The sequence below is a fragment of the Desulfovibrio diazotrophicus genome (assembly GCF_902498985.2).
Taxonomy (GTDB): Bacteria; Desulfobacterota; Desulfovibrionia; order Desulfovibrionales; family Desulfovibrionaceae; genus Desulfovibrio; species Desulfovibrio legallii.
Genome location: NZ_OX346397.1, coordinates 577,223 through 598,617, shown reverse-complemented (window position 1 = coordinate 598,617; position 21,395 = coordinate 577,223). Strand labels below are relative to the sequence as shown.

Below are 21,395 nucleotides of genomic sequence, written 5' to 3'. Positions count from 1 at the left end.
GCTTGCCGTGTTTTCCAGGCAGGCCGGTCCTGCTCATTCTACCGGAGCTTCTATGAAAAACCGCAATCTGCTTCTGACTCTGGTTCTGGTCACTTTTTTGCTGCTGCTGGGGGGCTGGATGCTTTCCTTCTTCCGCACCAGTGTGGCTGTACGCCGGGCTCCGACGTCTCCCGCGCCGGCTGCCGCAGCATCCGCAGCGCCGACGGCGCAGCAGGCCCTGTTCAATCCTCCCCGGCCGGAGGACGCGCCGGAAAAAATCCGGCCCCAGGTTCTGCTGGGCTACAAAATCATGACCGAAACCCAGAAGTACGCCGGGCAGTACGTGGGCAACGGCCTTTCCTGTTCCAGCTGCCACTTTGACGGCGGCCGCAGCCTTGAGAGCATTCCGCTGGTGGGGTCTGGGGCCACCTATCCCCAGTACCGCAGCCGGCAGAAGTATACCACAGACCTGGCCCTGCGCGTGCAGGACTGCTTTGAGCGCAGCATGAACGGCAAGGCCCCGGCTCTGGACAGCCAGATCATGCAGTCCCTGCTGGTTTATCTACAGTGGATTTCCAAAGATATTCCCGTGTACGCCAAGCTGCCCTGGGCCCTGCCCCACAGCCTCGAAAACGCCCATCAGCCCGATGCGGCCGCAGGTGAGCGCGTGTACGCCGAAGTCTGCGCCCGCTGCCACGGCAGCGACGGGCAGGGCACGGATATTGCCCCGGCCCTCTGGGGCGACGGTTCCTATAACGACGGCGCCGGCATGCACCGGGTGCGCACCTTTGCCGTGTTCACCTGGAAATTCATGCCCAAGAGCGCGCCCTCGCTCAAGCAGGAAGAGGCTCTGGACGTGGCCGCCTTTGTCAATAGCCGTCCTCGGCCCAAGTTCGTCGCCAGTCACCCTGAAGTCATCGAGCGGGTCATCCCCCTGCCGAAAGGAAAATAGGCCATGGTCTTTCCCATCCTGCATATTCCCGGCCTGGGCGACGGCATGACCATAGCCCTGGACGCCGTGCTGCATGTGCTCATCAGTCACGGGATGGCCATAGGCTTCATGACCATGCTCGTCCTGTTCCAGACGCTGACCTGGCGCGGCAAGGGAGCCTTTTGGGCGCGCATCACCCGTCGCCTGCTGGGCACAGCCGTGGTCATTACCACTTCTGTAGGCGCGGTGACGGGCGTGGGCATCTGGTTCATCACCGGGGCTCTGGCTCCGGAAGGCATAGGCGCGCTCATCCACCTCTTTTTCTGGCCCTGGTTCATTGAGTGGATGGCCTTTACCTCCGAGGTCTGTCTTCTGCTCATTTACTACTACCTTTGGGACAAGCTGCAAGAAACCCGTCCCGGACTGCTGGCCGCCGTGGGCTGGAGCTATGTGGGCATGGCGGTCATTTCCGCCGTGCTCATTTCCGGCATTCTGGGTTTTATGCTCACGCCGGACGGCTGGCCCTGGGGACGCTCCTTTACCGATGCCTACTTCAACCCCACCTTTATTCCCCAGGTCTTTCTGCGCCTGGGCGCCGGCCTCTGCCTGGGGGCGCTGCTGCTCCTGGGCTGGACAGCCTGGCGGTTTGACGGCACGGCGGTGCAACGCGCAAAAGCGCTGCGCTGCACCGGGGGCGCGGCGCTGGGCGCGGCGTTGGTCACGGCCGTAAGCGCCTGGATCTACTTTGCCCGCATTCCGGATACGTATCTGACCCACTGGAAGTTTGCGGTGGCCACATCCTACCTTTCACAACTGCCGGACTTTCTGCCGCTGCTCAATACGGCAGCAGCGCTCTGCATTGTGCTGGCGGCTCTGGCGGGCCTGGGCCGCCGCCCACTGCTCAGCCGCGCGCTCTGCATCCCCGCCCTGCTCTGCTGCGTGACGCTGTTTATGGAATTTGAACGGGTACGCGAATTTGTGCGCGGGCCCTACCTGGTGCCCGGCTACATGTACGCCAACCAGATTCCCCTGACGGAAAATGAAGCCCTGCTGGCCGGCAATGCCCCCCTCCTGCCGCGCACCCGCTGGCTGAATACGGATGCCGGCCTCTCCCCCGGTGAAACCGCCGGTCGGGCCCTGTTTGCCGCCAACTGCGGCGTCTGTCATGCGGAAAGCGGTATCAACGGCATTGACCAACGCCTGACCGGGCGCAGTCTGGATGGGGTGGTGGCCATGGTAGGCATAACCCAGCGCCTGGCCCCCTACATGACGCCCTTTACCGGTTCGGAAGAGGAGCGCCTGCTTCTGGCGCAGTATATCTACGGCCTGGCCGCGGCCCACGACAAAGCCCGCCACACCGTGGGGGAGAAGTAGCCATGCCGCAGTGGAACGACCTCTTTCTGGCTTTGCCCGTTTCTGAAAACGTGCTGGACGCCCTGCTGTTCATCAGCTTCGGCCTGCATCTGCTGTTCGTGCTGCTTATGCTGGGTACGGCCATGCTGGGCCTGGCCCTGTTTCTGCACGCCCTGCTCCACAACAACACGGCGCAGCAACCCTGGAACAGCCATCTGGTGCACAGCCACCTGGGGCTCAAAAGCCTGGCCGTGGTGCTGGGCGTGGCCCCCTTGCTGGTGATGCAGGTTCGCTATTCTTATGCCTTTTTTACCACAACGGGGCTGTTTTCGTACAGCTGGCTGGCCATCATCCCTCTGCTGATTCTGGCCTTTCTGCTTATCGACGCCTTTGGGCACAAGCTCACTGGCAATGCCTTGCTGGCCTTTGTCTGCGGCATGCTGGGGGTAGGCGCGCTCATGACCGTGCCCGCCGTATTCACCGGCGCGCTGGCCCTTATGGAGCGTCCCCAGCTCTGGCCCGTCTTTGCTGCTGCGGGCTTTGGCCCACAAGCGCCGCCGGCCCTCCACTGGCTCTTGCGCTACCTGCATGTGCTGGGCGCGGCGCTGGTGCTGGGCGCGGCTTTCCACCTCTTTTTTTCCACCAAGGACCAGCCCCGCAAAGCCCTCATGCTGCGCCGCTGGCTGTGGTGGAGCCTGCTGGCCCAGCTGGTTCTGGGCCTGGGGCTGCTGCTCACTGTGCGGACGAGCTGGAACGGGCCGGTGCTGACCAGTCTGGCCGTGGGCGTGCTGGCGACTCTGGGCGTGCTGCTGGTGCTGCGGCGCACGGGACGACGTACGGCGCCGCCGGCGCTGTTGGCCTTGCTGCCTGTGGTTTTTGCGGCCATGCTCACAGGCCGGCAGCTTTTGCAGGATGCTGCCCTGGCCCCCATGCACGACACGGCCGTGGCCGCCCGAGAGGCCCGCGCGGCTGCACTGGCCCCCTTCAGCCAAAAGGCCCTGGAAAATTTTGCGCTCAAGCTGCGCACGGTCTATGACAATGGCGACACCATCTATGACGGGGCCTGCGCGCCCTGTCACGGACTCGACGGACGCGGCCAGGGCCCGGAAGCGCGCCACCTGCGCATTCCCGCCGCAGACCTGGCCGCCATCCGTGCGGACAGAGGCTACGCCTATGCGCTCATCCGCGATGGCGTGCCCGGTTCCGGTATGCCCTACTTCCGACTGTACGACCGTAAAAAACTGGAAGGCGTGCTGGATACGTTGGACAAACGTTACAGCATGCTGACAGACACGCCCCAGCCGCCGCACGACATCACGCCCCAGGCGCTTACGGTCTGGATCGACGTCTGCGCCGTGTGCCACGCGGCCAACGGTGCGGTGTCGGACTTCGGCAAAACCCTGCGCCCGGCCCCGCCGGACCTGCGCCGTCTGAGCGTGAGCCACCAGCGCGCCCTGCACGTCATTACCGAAGGCTACCCCGGCACGGTCATGCAGCCCTTCCGCCACCTGCCCGCACCCATATTGGACGACCTGGCCGTCATCAGCGGCCTGTTCCGGGTACAGCTGCCACAGGGCAAGCCTTGATCTCGGATTGTCGTTCCCGCATTGTCGTTAAGAAAACAAACGGAGGGGGCCTGCGCCAAAAAAGATAACTGCTTTTGCGGGCCACTACGCCCTGTTTGTTAGGACAGATTACCTTTGAGGATGCGTATTCTCAACGTTCAAGGCGCGCTCGTTACGACGCTTAACCGCGCAACTACAGAGCGCTGCTGTCTTTGCTCGTAACTTCCTTCGTCGCGACGGCCAAGTTCCTGCGTTGCAACGGCTGAAGCTGCGCTTGCGCCTCCGCGGGGGGCGGCTGCTTGCGCAACCGCCAGGGCATTTCAAAATTGAAATGCCCTGAGACGAGCCAGGCACACTTTGGGCACACGCTTTTTCTTGACGCCTTGCCGACGCTGCGCTATACGCTTGCTGCGGCAAGGCGCTGTACACAAGCGTACGCCTTCGTGCCGGGATGGTGGAATTGGTAGACGCAGCGGACTCAAAATCCGCCGGTGGCAACACCTTGCGAGTTCAAGTCTCGCTCCCGGTACCAAGTTAAATCAAGGGCTTGCTCAAGAGCAGGCCCTTTTTTTGTCTCAAATTTGTATACCATGTCATGCTGTGGTCGCGCTTTCAGGGGCTACACCAAAGACAGGGACAAAAGCGCTTTCTCAGAACCGCTATGCCTCTTTTCTTAAGGTAGCGACCCGGCAAGTCTGAAAAATCTTGTACAGGACGCAAAAACAGAACGGCCGCCGGTGGCCCCCGCAGCCGTTTTGAAAATATTTGGGGATCTTCTGCCGGAAGACAAAAGACGACGTTGTTTCAGGAAAGCAGAATATTCAGGTGGCGGTAGGCGCGGGCCGTGGCCACGCGGCCGCGCGGCGTGCGCTTGAGAAAGCCGCACTGGATGAGGTAGGGCTCGTAAATGTCCTCAAGGGTGCGCACTTCCTCGGAGCAGGCCACAGCCAGAGTTTTGATGCCCACCGGACCGCCGTCGTAGTGTTTAATCAGCACCTCCAGCAACCGCCGGTCCATCTGGTCCAGACCTTCCTGGTCTACGTCCATGCGGGTCAGGGCCGAGGCGGCTGCCTCCTTGGTCACCCGGCCGTCACCGTGCACCAGGGCAAAGTCGCGCACCCGGCGCAGCAGCCGGTTGGCAATACGCGGCGTGCCCCGCGCGCGGCGGCCGATCTCTCGCGCGCCCTCGCCGGTCATCTCCACACCCAGAATACGGGCCGTACGCCCCACCACGCGGGCCAGGTCGTCGGGGCTGTAGTACTGCAGCCGCGCCACAATGCCGAAGCGGTCACGCAAGGGGGAGGAAATAAGCCCCACTCTGGTGGTGGCCCCCACCAGAGTAAAAGGCTCCAGATCGATTTTGACCGTGCGGGCCGCTGGTCCCTGACCAATGACCAGATCCAGCTTGAAGTCCTCCATGGCCGGATAAAGCACTTCTTCCACAGCAATGGGCATGCGGTGGATTTCGTCCACAAAGAGGATGTCGTGTCGCCCCAGATTGGTGAGGATGGCGGCCAGGTCGCCGCTGCGCTCCAGCACTGGGCCGGAGGTGCAGACCAGGTTCACGCCCAGTTCTGCGGCCATGATCTGGGCCAGGGTCGTCTTGCCCAGACCGGGATTGCCGTAGAACAGAGTATGGTCCAGAGCCTTGCCCCGCCCGCGCGCGGCGTCCAGATAGACGCGCAAATTGGCCCGCAGCTCGTCCTGTCCGATAAATTCTTCCAGGCTGCGCGGGCGCACGCTTTCGTCTACGCCAGCGAGCCCTTCCCCGAGCGGCGGCCGCTCGTCGTAGTCTTCCGCCATCAAACCTTCCCCTTGGCCAGCGTCTTGAGCGCGGCCCGCAAGGCGCCGGTTACATCAAGGTCCGGCTCTTCCAGCAAGATTTTTTTCACCATGGGCGCGCACGCATCCTCGCTGTAGCCCAGATTGCCCAGGCCGTCGAGCACATCCCGAAAAACAGAACCGGGCCGGACCCCGCTGCCGACGAGCGCCGCCGCCTGAGGCGCGTCGTCCACCTTGAGCTTATATTTCAGTTCCAGAAAAATGTGCTCGGCCGTTTTTTTGCCGATGCCCGAAACGCGGGTCAGGGCCAGCACGTCGTCTTCCAGCACCAGACGCCGCAAATCGTCGGGCCGGAAAATGGACAGAATGCCCAGCGCCGTGCGCGCGCCCACCTTGGAAATGGACACCAGCACTTCAAAGGTCTGCCGCTCCTCAAAACTGGCAAAGCCGAACAGCTCCAGCGCGTCTTCCCGCACGGCCAGGCTGGTGTAAAAGGCCACGGCCTCTCCACGCCCCGGCAGGGAAGCCAGGGTATGGGCCGGCAGGCCCACGGCATAGCCCACGCCGCCCTGGGTGACCACCAGGGCGGTATTGCCCCAGACCTGCGCCAGACGTCCTTCCACATAGGCAATCACGGCTTCACCCTCCTATACCCACCATCTGTTTGCCGGCCACGGCGCACCCGGCCCGCCGGGCAGCCAGGATCTCCGCGCCCAGCGGCTTTTGCGCACAGGCCAGGCGCAGCACGCGCACCAGGTCCGCATCGTTGCAGCGAGGATGGCGCAACAGTCCGCGCAGGCGGTATTCCTTGTCGTCAAACAGGCAGGTGCGCACATGACCATCACTGGTGAGCCGCAAACGGTTACAGGATCCGCAGAACTGACAGGTCATGGCCGTGATGAAGCCCATGCGCCCCTTGCCGCCTTCCACCCGATACATGCGCGCCGGACCGGCCTCGGCCTCCTGGTCTTTTTCGGGCGTCAGGCGCAGGCGACGCTGGGCCTCTTCACGGATTTGGTCGGCGGGCCAGAAGGTTTCCGGGCCCCAAAGGGTGCCGTTGCCCATGGGCATGAACTCGATAAAACGCAGGTCCACGGGCAGGTGCCGCACGGCATGGGCAAAATCGTCCATCTGGCCGTCGTTGACGCCGCGCATGGCCACCACGTTGATCTTGACCCGTATTTCCGCCCGCAGCAGGGCGTCCAGCGAAGCCAGCACGGCGGGTAACAGATCCCGCCCGGTGACGCGGGCAAAGGTTTCGCGGTCAAAACTGTCCAGAGAAAGATTCACGGCGCGCACGCCTACCCGCCGCAGCAGGGGAATGTGCGGCTCCAGCAGCGTGCCGTTGGTAGTCAGGCGCAGGTCCAGCTGCGGGTACCGCTGGTGCAGCAGGGCCAGCAGGGTGTCGCAATCCTTGCGGGCAAAGGGTTCGCCCCCGGTGAGGCGCACCTTGCGCACGCCCAGGCCTGCCAGCACACCCACCAGACGAACCATTTCCTCATAGCGCAGCACCTTCGGGTGGGGAATGAAGGTCTGCCGGGCCTCACTGCGGCAGTAAACGCAGCGCAGGTTGCAGCGGTCCGTCACGGAAAGGCGCAGATAGTGCACCTCTCGCCCATACTGATCGCGCAACGGCCCGTCCGCCGCCCCCATGTTGCCAAGAGACGAAAATGGATTTACACCTGCGGACATGAAACACCTGCTCTTGGGGGCGGCCCTCACCGGCTGGATACTCCTGCCGCTGCCCGCCCTGGCCTGGGATGGCTTTGATGCCGATTCCGCCGACCTGGTGGAAGTCACACCCGACCGTGTCCCCTCACGGGGGGAAACAGTGGACGTGCGTTCTTACGATAGCGATACGACCGAAACCTGTCTGGTGGAGGCTGTCAGCCGCAATCCCCGCACAGTGGAGCTGGTGGTGCGCAACCCCCAGGGCAAAACCCGCACCTTGGTCATGGAAGGCCGCTGACCGCCGGCTACTGCCCTGCCCCCGGCTCATAGCCCGGCAAGAGGACGCTGGCGCTTTCAGCCTGGCCCTGCCCCTTGGGGCACTGGTCCTGCAGGTGGCAGATCTCACAGCCGCCCCTAAAAGGATAGTGGGTCACCACCGCGTAGCGCCGGGCAAGAGTCGCGGCCCCTTCCCGGTATTCCAGGCCCAGACCGGCCAAGGCTGCGCGCAAGGCCTCTGTGGGCCTGGGCGAGGGCGCACAGCCCGCGTTTTCCACTTCCGGCAGCAGCTCCTGTACGGCGGCCATGCACATGAACTGGGCGAGGTTGTTGACCATAAAGCCGTCAGAGGCGGACTTTTCCCAGGCCGCGTCCACCAGTTCCTCCACCTCTTCAGGCAGCCATACGGCCAGATAGGCGATCTTGCCCGTGCTGATTTCGCAAACCTTGAGCTTGGGCAGCCATTGGCCCCACAAATCCACCAGGCGCTGCAGCACTGCGCCACCCAGGCGGGTTTCGTGGCTCATGGTCATGAAGCCTTCCATGTCAAAATAGGGCCGCAGGGGATGTTCCTTGATCTGTGCCTCGCTCAACGTGCGCTCCTTGTGGTAAGGCGGTGACGCCGCCCGCCAAAAGGGCGGGCTCGTCCTGTATTGTAACCAGGGACAAAAGTCCGTCAAGGCCATGGGCCCGCGCGCCTTTACTTGGCAGGGGCACTTTTTTATCATATGCCTTCACAGGCAGCATCGCCATGACCCTATCAAAAGGAGCGCCCATGAACAATGCCAACGGCCACCCCGCTAAAATCCGCTACACCTATGCGGTGGACGCCGCGGCCCGGCTCCAGACCGCCCACGGCGTCTGGGGGGGCATCAACCCCCAGGGTGAAATTGAAATGAATTTTTATAATGAAAGCGACACGCTGCCCCCGTACTCGGAACAGCTCGTGGCCCCGGACGGCTCCATCGGGCACGAAATCATCCCCGGCGAAGAGGATTCCCGCGAGGTAACCCGCTTTGTGCACAGCCGGGTGCTGCTCAACTACCACACGGCCCGCGCCGTGCTGGAATGGTTGGAAGACCGCGTGGCCGCCCTGGAAGAAGAAGGCGCGCCCGGTATGTACGACGCCGACCTGGATATTGAACAGTAAGCCGCCGCCCCATGCAGGAAAGAACCTTTCATATCATCACGTTCGGCTGTCAGATGAACGTGCACGATTCTCAATGGCTGGGGGGGGCCTTGCGGGCGCGCGGCTTTGCCGAAGCGCCCCTGGAGGACGCCCAGGTGGTGGTGGTCAACACCTGCTCTGTGCGTGAAAAGCCTGAGCAAAAGGTCATGAGCGCCCTGGGGCGTATCCGGCAGGTCACGGGAGGCGATGCGCGCGTGCTGGTGGGGGTGGCCGGCTGTGTGGCGCAACAGCTGGGCACGGCGTTTTTTGAAAAAGAACCGCAGGTGCGCCTGGTGGCCGGCAGCGACGGCATAGGCGCGGCCCCGGCGGCAGTGGAACGCCTGTTGGAAGAACCGGACCTGCGCCTTTCTCTGCTGGATTTCACGGACAGCTATGTGGAGCGCGAAGCCGGCGCGCCCGGCCCGGCCAATCCTGTAGCCTATGTGAACATCATGCAGGGCTGCGACAACTTCTGCACCTACTGCATCGTGCCCTACACCCGTGGCCGTCAGAAATCCCGGGCCAGCGGCGCCATCCTGGACGACTGCCGCGCCGCCCTGGAAAACGGCGCGCGTGAGATCACCCTGCTGGGGCAGAATGTCAATGCCTTTGGCCGGGACAAACACGGCGACGGCACCAGCTTTGCCCGCCTGCTCGCCCTGGTGGCGGAGCTTCCCGGCCTGGAACGGCTGCGCTACGTCACGCCCCATCCTAAAGATATGGGGCCAGAAGACGTGGAAGCCTTTGCCGCCCTGCCCCAGCTCTGTCCACGGCTGCACCTGCCCCTGCAGTCCGGATCAGATGTGGTGCTCAGGCGCATGCACCGACGTTACGACAGTGCCGCCTACCTGGACCTGGTGGCCCGCCTGCGTGCGGCCCGTCCGGATCTGGCCCTTTCCACGGATCTGATCGTGGGCTTTCCCGGCGAAAGCGAGACGGACTTTGCCGCTACGCTGGAGATGGTGCGGGCCTGCGGCTTCATGTCCAGTTTTTCCTTTTGCTACTCGGACCGCCCCGGAGCGCGCGCCGCCCTGCTGCCGGACAAAATCCCCCCGGCCGTGGCCAGAGAACGCCTGCTGCGTCTGCAAGCCTTGCAGGATGACCTGGGCGCGCACTGGCTGCAGGCCCGCGTAGGCGCGAGCACAACGCTGCTGCTTGAAGGGCCGAGCCCCCGTGAAGGGGACGCGGCGGCTCCCAGTTGGCAGGGCCGCGACCCTCACGGCGCGCTCGTGCACGTGCCCCTGTCTGCCGGCCAGGACTACAGCGGCAAAATGGCACGGGTGCGCATTACAGAAGCAAAAAAACACAGCCTGATGGCCCAGGTGCAGGGGGCCCTATGGTAGAGATGCACGTGTTTGGCCTGACCCTCGACCCGGAAAGCAAATCGCCCATCGTGGTGCTGCGCGAACTGGACGGCGAAACCGTGCTGCCCGTCTGGGTGGGCGCGGTGGAGGCTATGGCCGTTTCTCTGGCGCTCAACAACGAAAACCTGCCCCGCCCCCTGACCCACGACCTCATGCTTCTGACCCTGCGCGCGCTTAAGGCCAAACTGCTGCGGGCAGAGATCAGCGATCTGCGCGAGGGCGTGTTCTACGCCATGCTCCTGCTGGAAAGCCGGGAAGGCCGGGTGCGCGTGGACTGCCGCCCCTCTGACGCCATCGCCTTGGCCGTGCGGGCCCAGGCGCCCATCATGGTGGCTGAAGACGTGCTGCGCCGCGCCGCCTCTTGGGAAGACCGGCGGCAAAGCCCGCACGTGGAAGCCCCCGTGCCCGACGCCGCCACAGACATGCTGCGCCAGGCGGGCGCGCGAAAGGATGCCGACCACCTGGGCGGACGCCTGCTGCGTGAAGGCAGTCTGCCGCCGGAAGAAGAAGCGGATGCAGAGCGCTTCAGTGAAATGCTGCGTTCGCTGGAGCCCGCCTCTCGCCGCAAAATGTAGTTTTTTGCCAGGGCTTCGCGCCGGGTCTTTGTCCTTCCCGTCATACCCCACCACGCTTTCCGCCAGACAGTCCGCTTTTGCCCTTCCACGTCATTTTGCATAACAATGCAAGAGTGCTGTATTTTACTTACGCATCATTGACCTTTACTCTTGAAAAAAAGTTGCGTATTTTTTACTTGTTCTTCGTCGCGCGCAGGTTGAGCACACCGTAAAAGTTATGGCGCACGACACCTCTTCCATGCCGGTCCTCGGCGTTTAGCACCCCATACGGTCGACGCGGCATCTATCCAATCAAGGAATCCCTTATGACACAACAGATTACCCGCAGAAAATTTCTGCAATCGGCCTGCATCACCATCAGCGCGCTGACGGTGAACATGAGCGGCCTCGAAAAAGCCCTGGCAGCGGCCTCTGGTTCGGGACCAATGGCCACCTGTGACGTGCTGATCATTGGATCGGGCGGCGCGGGGCTGCGCGCGGCCGTGGCCGCCATGAAAAAAAATCCCAAACTCAACGTGGTGGTGGTCACCAAATGCATGCCCTCGCGCAACGCCACCTGTATGGCCGAGGGCGGCATCAACGGCGTCACTGATTTCAGCAAAGGCGACTCGTACGAACTGCACTGCTATGATACCGTAAAGGGCGGCGACTACCTGGTGGACCAGACATCCACCCTCAAGTTCTGCCAGCAGGCCGGGCCCGCCATTCTGGAGCTGGATTACCTGGGCATGCCCTTCTCCCGCACGGAGGACGGCCGGGTCAAAGCGCGGCCCTTCGGCGGCGCTTCCAAGGTGCGCTGCAACTACTCGGCCGACAAGACCGGGCACATTGTGGCGCACGTCTGTCTGGACGAAGCCCTGACCCACGGCGTCAAGTTCCTCATGGACCATGAGCTGCTGGATATTGCAACGGCCGACGGCCGCTGCGAAGGGGCTGTGCTGCGCAATATCCGCACTGGTGAAATCTCGCCCGTGCGCGCCAAAGCCGTGGTGCTGGCCACGGGCGGCTACACCCGCATTTTCTGGAACCGCACCTCCACCCCCTACATCTCCACCGGCGACGGCGTGGCCGCGGCCCTGCGCGCAGGCGTGCCCTTCAAAGACCCGGAGATGATCCAGTTTCACCCCACGGGCGTGGTACACGGCGGCGTGCTCATTACCGAGGCCGCACGCGGCGAGGGGGGGTATCTGCTCAACAACAAGGGCGAGCGCTTTATGAAAAACTACGCGCCCGCCAAAATGGAGTTGGGCCCACGCGACATTGTGGCCCGCGCCATTGAAACCGAAATCCGCGAAGGCCGGGGCTTCGGCCACGGGCTCGAAGCCTATGTGCTGCTCGACCTTGTGCACCTGGGCAAGAAAAAGATCGTCAACGACCTGCCGCAGATCCGCCATGTGGGCAAACTGTTTGAAAATATCGACCTGGTGGAAAAACCCATGATCATCCGCCCCACGGCCCACTATTCCATGGGCGGTATTGATGTGGACAAATTCGATGATATGTCCACCACCCTGCCCGGCCTGTTCACGGCTGGCGAAGCCTCTTGCGTGTCCATACACGGGGCCAACCGTCTGGGCGGCAATTCGCTGGCCGATGCCGTGGTTACCGGCAAAATCGCCGGCGACGGCGCGGCTGCCTACGCCGGAACAACGGAATACAGCGCGGGCAAGCGCCTGGTTGATCTGGCCGGGCAGTGGAAAAGCCGCTTTGTGGGCGTGACCAAAGGCGGCGACGCCAGACAGATGTATGCCATTCGGGAAGAAATGGGCGCGCAGCTCTGGGACAATATGGGCATTTTCCGTACGCAGGCCAAACTCGCCGCCCTGGCCGGCACGCTGGACGACCTGCAGTCGCGTTACGACGCCCTGCGCATCCCCAATGCCAACCCCGTGTACAATTCCGTGTTCACTGAATACGTGGAACTGGGCAATATGCTGCAACTGGCCAGAGCCGCCTGTCTGGCCGCCACAGCACGCAGGGAATCCCGCGGGGCGCACACCCGAGAGGACTTCCCCAAACGCGACGACGCCAATTTCCTTAAACACAGCATGGTCACCATGGATGAAGGCGGCAGGCTGCACATGGGCTGGAAGGCTGTGGAGATCGCCAACTTCAAGCCTGAGGAGCGGAAATACTGATGGCTACGCTTATTATCAACCGCTTTGACGGCAAAAAAGGCTACGAGCAGACCTACACCCTTGCAGCCGCCGACGTGGCGGGCAAAACCCTGCTCAATACCCTGTTGTTCATCAAGCAAACCCAGGACCCCACGCTGAACTTCACGGCCTCCTGTCGTTGCGCCATCTGCGGCGCGTGCGGCGTGCGGGTCAACGGGCACGCAGTGCTGGCCTGCGACACCAAGATGGACGACCTTTTCAAAACTTATGGCACAGACAGTCTGCACATTGCGCCGCTGGCCAACTTCCGGGTGATTTCCGATCTGGTGGTGGACTGGGAGCCCGCTGTGGACAATCTGCGCAAAATCCACCCCGGCATGGCCGCCAAGGACCAGTTTTCCGCAAAGGAGGGCTGCCGTCAGACCCAGGCCGAATTCGACCGCATCAAAAAACAGTGGGACTGCATTATTTGCGGCTGCTGCGCTTCGGAATGCAATAAACTTACCGCTGACCGCAGCGACTATATGGAGCCCTTTGTCTTCACCCACGCCTGGCGCGTGGCCAATGACTCGCGCAGCAAAGACCCGCTGCTGCACGGCAAACCAGCCGTGGCGGGCGGCCTGTGGAACTGCGTACACTGCCAGGAATGCGCCAACCGCTGCCCCAAGGGCATCAGCCCCGCCGACGACATTGCCGGCCTGCGGGCCATGGTCATGGCCAAAGGCATGACCGACGGCGTAGGCCCGGCCCACGCCCAGTCCTTCTATACCGACCTGGTGGAGGATTCCGGCCGCCTGAATGAGGTGCGGCTGGCCCTGCGCACCGAAGGCGTCAGCACCATTGCCCGCGCGGGCATGGCCATCACCCTGCTGCGGCAGGGCAAGATGAACCCGCTGGAGGCTTTCGGCAGCGAAACCATTGAAGGGCATGACGCCCTGGTGAAGATGATTGAGGCGGCCCACACCGCCGCAAAGGAGTAGTCGTATGCAGACCGAATTCGCCTTTTTCCCCGGCTGCGTGCTGACTCAGGCCGCCAAGGAATCCAGAATGGCCCTTGAAGCCGTAGCCCCGGCTTTGGGTCTGAAGCTCAGGGAAATCCCCGGCTGGAGCTGCTGTGGCGCTTCCCAGGCTCAGGACGTGGATCACCTGGCAACGCTCGTGGCCAATGCCCGCAATCTGGCCCTGGCCGAACAGATGGGCCTGCCCGTGCTGACCTCGTGCAGCACCTGTCTGCTCATGCTGCGCCGCGCCAAACAAGAGCTGGACGACGGGCAGAAAGAACGCATCAATACCTTTCTGGCCAAAGGCAACATGACCTACAAGGGCACCAGCGAGGTAACCAGCCTGCTCTGGGAGCTGGCGCGGAACGCCGACGCCCTCAAGGCCAAAGTGACCAGGCCCCTCACCGGACTCAAAGTGGCCGCCTTCTATGGCTGCCACAGCCTGCGGCCCGAATCTGCCCTGGGCTTTGAAAGCTCGGTAAACCCCACGAGCTTTGAAACCATTGTGGCGGCGTTGGGCGCACGCACCGTGCCTTTTGCCAAAAGGCTGGACTGCTGCGGCTTCCACGCCGTGTACCCGGCAGAAAAATCCGTCATGCTCATGACCAGCGAAATCGTCAACAGCGCCGCCACCGGCGAAGCCTCCTGCATAGTCACTCCTTGCCCGCTCTGCCAGATGCAGCTGGACATCTATCAGGACAACGCGCAGGAGCAGCACAACTCCAAAGCCCGCCTCCCCGTGCTGCACCTTTCGCAACTGGTGGGTCTGGCCTTGGGGCTGCCTGCCAAGCAACTGGGCCTCGACTACAACGTCATCGACGCCACAAAACTTGGCTAACCTCTCTCCGTCCGCCCGGAGCCGCCATAAGGGCGGTTCCGGGCTTTTTCCACCCCACAAGGCCCGGCGTTGCCCCCTTCCCCCTCCGTCTTCCGTTGTTGTCCATAATTTCGTGATATTTCTACAATTATTCTAGATAATTGCCGGCACGTTGAATATTTTTGCAACCTATAAAGATTACAGACAATCACTGCCCTAAAGGCTTTGCGCGACCTGACCGATAACACTGTCAGGCCGCGCGGCAGCCAGCGCCGCGTCCCGACTGCCAAGCCCCATAGGTGCCCCATGTGTGACTACGGTCTGTTCAAAAAAATCGATGCTCTCCTCGCTGCCGGCCACACTACGGGAGCGCGGCGGCTGCTGCTGGAACTGCAGTCCCGCTGCCTGGCCCAGGACGACGAACTGGACCTGCTGCGCACCCGCCTGCAGACCCTGGAAGACACCGTGCAGATACAACGCGACCTGTATCAACGCCAGGGCCTCTACTGGCTGCGCAGTCAAGGGGTTTCACTGGGGCCCTTCTGCCCTCAGTGCCAGGAAAACGGCGGCGGGCTCATCCGCTTGTACCCCACGGGCACGGCCCTGTGCTGCCCTTACTGTCACGCCCTGTACCCCCGCCCCGGCTGTCAGGAGACGCCCGCCAATTCCGGGGCGTTGCGGCACGCCCGCATTCTGCCCTTCGGGCGCTGAAACGCCCGGTCCTGCCTTTGTCAAAGACGTTTTTCCGCCCTGCGCGCCAGGTCGGCGGGACAGTTTCATCCTTGCGCCGCACGGCCCTGACGGCTATGCTCCAGACAGGAACACCTATGGCATGACCAATTCTCCACCACTCCATATTCTGCTTCTGGCGGAAAGCGAGCCCAAGGCTGCTCTGGACAGACGCGCCCTGCGCGAGGCCGGAGCGGACCGGGTGGAATGCCGCACCTCCGGCGTAGAGGCCGCCCGTCTTCTGGCCCGGATCGTGCCTCCCCTGCCGGATTTTTTCCCACAGGCCGTCGTCTGCAGCCAGCGTCTAGCCGATATGGACGGCGAACAGTTCTGCGCCATGCTCCGCCTGCACCCCCTGCTCCTGGACCTGCCCGTGCTGCTCATTTTGCCCAGCGACAGCGAGGCGGAACAACTCAGAACCCTTGGCTGCGGGGCCAGCGCCCTGCTGGCCCGCCCCTATTCCGTACGCCTGCTCAAACAGCACCTGACCGCGCTGACCGCGGCCCGCACCGGCCAAGAAGAACTGGAACGGGCCAAAAAACTGACCGACACCCGCGCCTTTGATCGAGCCCTGGAAACCTATGCTCTGCTGCTCAAGCCCGTGCGCCGCCCCGAAGACTACTTCAGGGTAGGCATGAGCTGTCTGGAAAAACGGCAGTGGAATCATGCCATTGCCGCCTTTCAACGCGCCCTGCACGGCGCGCTGCTGGAGGGCAAGGCGCAGTTGGGCATGGCCGTGGCCTGGAAGGGCAAGGAGGATATGCTCCGCTATCGGGAATATCTGGGGCAGGCCGCGGCCACTTTTGTACGCGCCCGCCAGTGGCACCGGGCGCGGGAGGTCTATGCGCGGCTGCTGCGCTCGGACCCGTCGGCCAAAAATCCCTTCCTCGCCGAGGCCGTCCAGCTCATGCGTCAGGGCGCGTATGACCAGGCCGCCGAAGTGCTGGTGCAGGCCGCGCCCGTTACGCCCCGCGCGCACCTGAGCGCCAGGGTGGCGGACGTCTGCCTGTCCGCTACGGAACCGCAGGCCATGCTGCAGGGGCTGGAAGCAGGGCTGCAGCGCGCCTTGGGGCCGGAGGCCGGGCCCTTGGCGGACGACATCCGCGCCAGTCTGGAAGAATTGCGCCGCCAGGCTGAGGCCCATCGTCGTGAAGAACAGGCCGAACGCCAGTGGCGCGCGGCCCGCGCGGCCGCCGCAGAACGGAGGGCCGCCGCAACTGCGGAAAAAACGCAGGAAACGCCGCCCCGTACGGCCGCTGACGCCTCACCGGGGGCCGGCAGGGTGCGGCCTCCGATTCCCGGCGTCGGCCAGAAGACCCCGGTGGCGGCTCCCTGGGGCGCGATGCCATCTGCAGACACAGCGGACAAAACGTCCCCTGCCCCCCCACAATTGTTGCTGCCGCTGGAAACCGAGGCGGCTTCCGGCCAGGCATCCGGCCTGGGCGACCTCATCACGATCATGCAATATACCTGGCGGCTGGCCCGCGGCAAAAAATAGCTTTCAGGGCCGCGTTACCTCAAGGGGCAGCTTGGGCCCGCCTGGACCTGGCGCAGCTTGGCCGTACTGCCGGGTTCGCGCGGCCGCAAAGGGCGACAAAGCCGGTGAAGGCTGCGCAGATAGCCCTTGTGCTTATCCAGAAAAAAGGCCAGCGGACGGGAAAAATTACGCCCCAGCAATCCGTCCACCAGCATTTGACTGATTTCGCGCTCCCGGGTGAGCACCAATTGGGCCCGCACCAAGGCGCTGCGGTCGGCTTCGGGCATAGTGCGGATAATCTGCCGGAAGGCCTCCTGAGCGCGGGGCTGGTAAAACCAGAAGTACATGAGGTCCAGGGCGTGGACAATAAAGGCCTGCTCCAGCTCGCGTCCCAGGGCTCCACCTCGCCCCTTCAGTCCGCCGGGACGAGCCAGTTTGACCAGACCATCCTCGTCGGGAAAAAGCAATTCCAGACGTGTGTAGCAGTCAAACAGCCGGTGCAGCTTGCTTTTGTAGTCCCAGCGGCGCATGCGCAGGTTCACCTGACTGTCGGCGTAGCCCTCAATGAGGGCCGCCACCGTGTCCGACGCCATTTTGGAAATGACGGCCGCGCTGGGCACCAGATAAAGAGCGGGATCCGTCACCTCAAAAAACACGGCGCCCATGTACAGCACGCTGTTGTACAGCGATGATATGGGGATGGCCAACCCACTGCGGAAAAGATTGCCGATGGCGGCCTCCTTGGGAAAGCCGCGGAACACGTTGTGCGCGCAGATGTACACGCCGTTGACGATATTGATGACGGTAAAAACCAGCAGAGGGGCCTTCGCCGCGCTGAGCCCCAGATAGTCTTCCAGCAGCCAGACGCGCACCACCACTTCCAGCAAAAACACAGAAATGCCCGTGTACATGAGCGAATCGCACAAGCGGCTTACACTGACCTGGTCTTTCCAGTGGATCAGAGTGTCGCGCGTGGCCCCTTTGGCGGCCATGACCATCTGCACTACGTTGCGCACGCCGGTAATGCCGAACCAGAGGAAGGTGCCGCACCAGGCCAGGAACCACCAGTCCTGTGTGTACAAAAAAGAGAAAAAGGCCGGGCAAAAGCCCAACAGCACCTTGAGCCCGTTGCTGATGCGCCGGTTGAGGCAACTGAGGCCGGGGCAGGATTCGGGACCGGCCACGACGGTTTCCTGCAGACCGTTGCCCGTGCGGCGGTTCAGGCCGCCCAGGTTCATAACATTGCCTTGTGGGCAGACGCGGAAGCCCTCGCTGGCCGTCTTCCAGGCGCGGCGGCGCTCCATACCCAGGTGGCGGCAGCCCGGCAGCCAGCGCAGGCAGGCTTGCGCGCTCTGCCAGACCGTGGGATTGGACGGCCTGCGATAACGCACGCATTCCTCCACAGGCGAGCAGATGGGGATATCAGGCTGAAAACGTTCCCGCGCGCGAGCGCGCACGCTGCGCCGGGGCAAGGTTTCTTTGAGGGCAAAGCCCATGCCGTAGTAAGCAGCCCGGCTGGTTGAGTTGGTGCCCAGACGCGACCCCAGGGGCCTGTCCCGATAATGGGCCCAAAGTTTGGGCACGTTGAGCAGTATCTGCCGGAATTTGGCCGCCCGCACTTCGTCCTGATTGTCCATGCGCCGGGCCATGCGGCGGATAAGCTCTTTGACGCGCGGCCCCAACCCTGCGTTGAGGGCCTGCTGCAGTTCGCTGATTTCCTTGAGGTGGGCTTGCCGTCCCTCCATCCAACCCTTCATGTTGAAAATTTCCAGATGGCTGATGCAGCCCTGGCTGTCCCACAGCAGTTCCGCCACGTCTTCGGCCTTAAGATCCTGGGTGCCCAGCACCAGCCGGTAACCGGGGTTAAGGTCGGCCAGCTCCCGCGTCAGTTCTTGTACAGAAAGCTGCATGAGCGCGGGCAAATCCCTGGCCGTGGCGGGGTTGCTCAGGTCCGGCATTTCCGGATGCCGCAAAGGGGAAAGCCACTGTTCCAACACGTCCTCCACCCCAAAGGCGTCCAGGGCCTGGAGTTCGGCGCGCGCTTCTTCCGTGTTTAGGGCGGCCAGGTGCGCCGCGCGTTGGCGCAGCACGGGCAGCATATGCCGGTGCAGGGCCTCGGCCAGGTGCTGGGCCGAGGCCTGTCCACGCCCCACAAAGCGCAAAAAGGCCTCTGAGGTCAACTCCGGCACGGCAAAGCCCAACGTGGCCTCCAGCTGCGGACGCTGGCGCGCGTTCCACAGGGCCAGACTCTGCAGCACGCGCCGCCGCCGCCAGCGCAGCACTTCCCGGCCGCGCTGCATGATCTCCACCAGTTTGGGATTGTGCAGAAACTCCAGAAAATCCTCATTGGAACTGAAGCCGCGCGGTATCCAGAACAGACTGATGCAGCGGCCATAAAAGGGCACATGAAATTCCAGGCCGATGCGCACGGCAATGCCCGTAATTTCCGCCGCGCGCAAAATCTCGCGGGCGGCCTCAGGCTGCACCCAGTATTCGTAGGCCACGGTCAAGGAACGCAGGCCTTTGATCCAGGCGTCCATAATGAGGTGGGTGGGACTTTTGCGGCCGAGGGTATTGGCGTCGTAAACGTGGTCGTCAAAGGCCAGCTGGTTCCACTCCTCGGGCATTTCCGGCAGGTGGTAGCGGGCCAGCATCTGGCGCACGGCCCGGGGCGTGCCCTGCACGGTACGACGAAAGTCGTGGGCCAGCCGCAGCTGTTTGCCTTGGTTGCCGTGGGCGCGGACCATGTCCTTCATGATCTGCATAAGCACGCGTGCTGTATTACGGCGGAGGGTGGAATGGGCGCTGTTGAGCACCTCGTCATAGAGCGTCTGCAGGGCGCGCAGCCGACCCCTGGCTTGGGTCTGGCCTTCCCGCAGGTTGCGCAGCAGGTTAATGACAGCGTGGGCCATGCGGGAAACAGGCGAGGCCACCAGCTCCTTGATGCCATGGGGGTGCAGATCCGGCTCCACCAGGCTGGCGTCGGCCTGGCGGGCGTCTGTTTCCAGAATGCGATTAACCAGGGCCAGGATTTCCTTGTCCTGCCTGTCAAAAAAAATGCCGTGCCAGAGCGCGCCCGCCACGCCGCCTCCTTTGTCCGCCGCTGCGGCGCGGCGTGGGTTTTTATACTTTACACCTATCCCACCCCGCAGCCGGCGTCAAACGCATGACATAAGCTCTCAGATAAATTCGTCCATACGCCCGGCGCGCACCTTTTGCAGCAGCTTTTCGGCGGCGCCGCGCTCCTGTGCGGTCATATGATCCAGTTTGTCGACCAGCAGGCGTTCGCCCATCTCACGGGTGCGGGGTGTGGCAAAGTGCAGCAAAAATTCCTCAAACGAGGCTTCAGAATTGGGCCCGCATTGGCTTTTCATGCCGCACTCGCGCACCATGGACAAAAACTCCTGCCCCCGTCGGCCCAAACGCGGACAGGCCGCGCAGAAGGAAGGCAGGTGCCGGGCCTCCTCCAGAAGAAAACGCACCACTTCATCCACATGGCAGGCCTCGCCGATGGGAAAAGGCACCTTCTGCCCCGGCGCCAGAAACCAGCCGTCATAGGGATTGGCCACACTGCCCGTGAGCAGTTGCGAAGCCCCTACGCCGCAGCCGTCGCGCCAGAGGCCGGAAGGTTCCTTGGTGGTGAGCACCAGACCGGCATAGGGGATAGCCAGCCGGGCAATGGCCACGCAACGCAGATATTCCGCATCGCTTACGGGGTACGGAGCTTCCATCTGGCTGCCGGGGGCCGGGCGCATGCGGTGCAGGCTGACGGTGCGACAGGCCACGTCGTACACGCGCAAAAGATGTTCCTGGTGCAGCACCAGCCCCAGCAAATCGTAGCGCCAGGGCCCCAGCCCCAGCAGCAGGCCGCCGCCCACGTCGGGCACGCCCGCCTCCAGAGCCACGTCCGGCGCGTTGAGGCGGGCCACATAATTGCTCTTGGGGCCGGCCACATGTGCCGCCCGGTAACTGAGCTCGTGGTAGGTATCCTGATAAATGAGCACCGTACCCACAAAAGCGTCCAGCAGCACGGGGTACTGCTCCGCGTTCAAGGGCCCCACATTGACGTTGACGCTGTGGATCTCGCCTACGCCGTCAAACAGCGTGTACAGAATGCTGACCGCTTCGGCCAGGTATTCCACATCGGCATTGGGCAGTTGCCCGCTCACCAGAAACACCCGCTTGTGCCCTTGCCGCGCCAGCTTGAGGCCGGCCTCGCGGATCTCCGGCGAGGTCATGTATTTGCGCTCCACCGTGGTATTGCCCTTGCGGTTGGCGCAGTACAGACACTCGCTGCCGCAGTGGTTGGAAAGGTGCAGCGGGGCCGAGAGCACCATGCGGTCGCCGTAGACGCGCTGCTTCACGGCGTCGGCGGTGGCCATGATGCGGCGCAGGCCGGACGGATCCTCTACACGCATGAGGGCCGCAGTTTCGTCCACCGTCAGCGGCGTCAGGGAAAGGGACTTGTCCAGGATATCACGAAGTTCCGCCTTATCCGGAATGCGCGTACAGCTCAAAGCGGTATCAATAGCCTTGACATCCAGCCAGTGCGGCAACTTTTCCGTGGACATGATTGACCATCCTTGCAGC

At 63.2% G+C, this 21,395-nt stretch carries 18 protein-coding genes and 1 tRNA gene; 13 read left to right on the top strand and 6 right to left on the bottom strand.

Features of this window, described 5'->3' with window-relative positions:
* Nucleotides 1-52: 52 nt before the first annotated feature.
* The 4 genes from J7I12_RS02575 (at nt 53) to J7I12_RS02560 (ending at nt 4,360) form a co-directional block, all read left to right on the top strand.
* The gene (locus J7I12_RS02575; RefSeq protein ID WP_208360631.1) at nt 53-931 is read left to right on the top strand and encodes a c-type cytochrome; all 879 of its coding nucleotides are present in this window, start codon (nt 53-55) and stop codon (nt 929-931) included.
* Nucleotides 932-934: 3 nt separating this feature from the next.
* Nucleotides 935-2,284, top strand: a complete 1,350-nt coding sequence (locus tag J7I12_RS02570) for a c-type cytochrome (protein WP_118228853.1) — start codon at nt 935-937, stop codon at nt 2,282-2,284.
* Between the two features lie 2 nt (nt 2,285-2,286).
* Nucleotides 2,287-3,849, top strand: coding sequence for a c-type cytochrome (locus tag J7I12_RS02565; protein ID WP_208360633.1), 1,563 nt, complete (start codon nt 2,287-2,289; stop codon nt 3,847-3,849).
* 424 nt (nt 3,850-4,273) lie between these two features.
* Nucleotides 4,274-4,360: transfer RNA gene (locus tag J7I12_RS02560), tRNA-Leu, on the top strand.
* Nucleotides 4,361-4,632: 272 nt separating this feature from the next.
* On the opposite strand, the gene ruvB is transcribed toward J7I12_RS02560, so the two are convergent.
* From ruvB to moaA, 3 genes are read right to left on the bottom strand one after another with little or no spacing between them, the layout of a single operon-like run.
* Entirely contained in the window at nt 4,633-5,631 is a 999-nt protein-coding gene (gene ruvB / locus J7I12_RS02555) for a Holliday junction branch migration DNA helicase RuvB (RefSeq protein WP_118228851.1), read from the bottom strand.
* Nucleotides 5,631-6,245 (bottom strand): Holliday junction branch migration protein RuvA, encoded by a 615-nt coding sequence (gene ruvA / locus J7I12_RS02550; protein ID WP_118228850.1) that lies wholly within the window; start codon nt 6,243-6,245, stop codon nt 5,631-5,633. The genes ruvB and ruvA overlap by 1 nt, the downstream gene beginning before the upstream one ends.
* A gap of 4 nt (nt 6,246-6,249) precedes the next feature.
* Nucleotides 6,250-7,302, bottom strand: coding sequence for a GTP 3',8-cyclase MoaA (gene moaA, locus J7I12_RS02545; RefSeq protein WP_208360635.1), 1,053 nt, complete (start codon nt 7,300-7,302; stop codon nt 6,250-6,252).
* Here moaA and J7I12_RS02540 point away from each other — a divergent pair.
* Nucleotides 7,301-7,579: a DUF5334 family protein gene (locus tag J7I12_RS02540; protein ID WP_118228848.1), complete on the top strand. Its 279-nt coding sequence runs from the start codon at nt 7,301-7,303 to the stop codon at nt 7,577-7,579. The two genes, moaA and J7I12_RS02540, sit on opposite strands and share 2 nt — an antisense overlap.
* A gap of 7 nt (nt 7,580-7,586) precedes the next feature.
* On the opposite strand, the gene J7I12_RS02535 is transcribed toward J7I12_RS02540, so the two are convergent.
* Nucleotides 7,587-8,150 (bottom strand): hypothetical protein, encoded by a 564-nt coding sequence (locus J7I12_RS02535; protein ID WP_118228847.1) that lies wholly within the window; start codon nt 8,148-8,150, stop codon nt 7,587-7,589.
* A gap of 182 nt (nt 8,151-8,332) precedes the next feature.
* Here J7I12_RS02535 and J7I12_RS02530 point away from each other — a divergent pair, with 182 nt between their 5' ends.
* The 8 genes from J7I12_RS02530 (at nt 8,333) to J7I12_RS02495 (ending at nt 16,826) form a co-directional block, all read left to right on the top strand.
* A complete protein-coding gene (locus tag J7I12_RS02530) occupies nt 8,333-8,707 on the top strand; it encodes a hypothetical protein (RefSeq protein ID WP_118228846.1) in 375 nt (124 codons plus the stop codon).
* An 11-nt stretch (nt 8,708-8,718) separates the two neighbouring features.
* Nucleotides 8,719-10,068, top strand: coding sequence for a tRNA (N6-isopentenyl adenosine(37)-C2)-methylthiotransferase MiaB (gene miaB / locus J7I12_RS02525; protein WP_208360637.1), 1,350 nt, complete (start codon nt 8,719-8,721; stop codon nt 10,066-10,068).
* Nucleotides 10,062-10,664 (top strand): bifunctional nuclease family protein, encoded by a 603-nt coding sequence (locus J7I12_RS02520; RefSeq protein ID WP_118228844.1) that lies wholly within the window; start codon nt 10,062-10,064, stop codon nt 10,662-10,664. The genes miaB and J7I12_RS02520 overlap by 7 nt, the downstream gene beginning before the upstream one ends.
* A gap of 305 nt (nt 10,665-10,969) precedes the next feature.
* Nucleotides 10,970-12,802: an 8-methylmenaquinol:fumarate reductase flavoprotein subunit gene (gene sdhA, locus J7I12_RS02515; protein WP_118228843.1), complete on the top strand. Its 1,833-nt coding sequence runs from the start codon at nt 10,970-10,972 to the stop codon at nt 12,800-12,802.
* Nucleotides 12,802-13,761 (top strand): succinate dehydrogenase/fumarate reductase iron-sulfur subunit, encoded by a 960-nt coding sequence (locus J7I12_RS02510; protein WP_118228842.1) that lies wholly within the window; start codon nt 12,802-12,804, stop codon nt 13,759-13,761. The genes sdhA and J7I12_RS02510 overlap by 1 nt, the downstream gene beginning before the upstream one ends.
* Nucleotides 13,762-13,765: 4 nt before the next feature.
* A complete protein-coding gene (sdhE, locus tag J7I12_RS02505; protein WP_118228841.1) occupies nt 13,766-14,620 on the top strand; it encodes an 8-methylmenaquinol:fumarate reductase membrane anchor subunit in 855 nt (284 codons plus the stop codon).
* Between the two features lie 285 nt (nt 14,621-14,905).
* Complete coding sequence (locus J7I12_RS02500; RefSeq protein ID WP_118228840.1) at nt 14,906-15,310, top strand: hypothetical protein; 405 nt, start codon at nt 14,906-14,908, stop codon at nt 15,308-15,310.
* A gap of 121 nt (nt 15,311-15,431) precedes the next feature.
* Nucleotides 15,432-16,826, top strand: a complete 1,395-nt coding sequence (locus tag J7I12_RS02495; protein WP_208360639.1) for a histidine kinase — start codon at nt 15,432-15,434, stop codon at nt 16,824-16,826.
* Between the two features lie 14 nt (nt 16,827-16,840).
* Here the strand turns inward: J7I12_RS02495 and J7I12_RS02490 are convergent, their stop codons facing one another.
* A complete protein-coding gene (locus J7I12_RS02490; protein ID WP_165450910.1) occupies nt 16,841-19,888 on the bottom strand; it encodes a hypothetical protein in 3,048 nt (1,015 codons plus the stop codon).
* Between the two features lie 96 nt (nt 19,889-19,984).
* A complete protein-coding gene (locus J7I12_RS02485) occupies nt 19,985-21,376 on the bottom strand; it encodes a radical SAM protein (RefSeq protein ID WP_118228838.1) in 1,392 nt (463 codons plus the stop codon).
* Nucleotides 21,377-21,395: the final 19 nt, after the last annotated feature.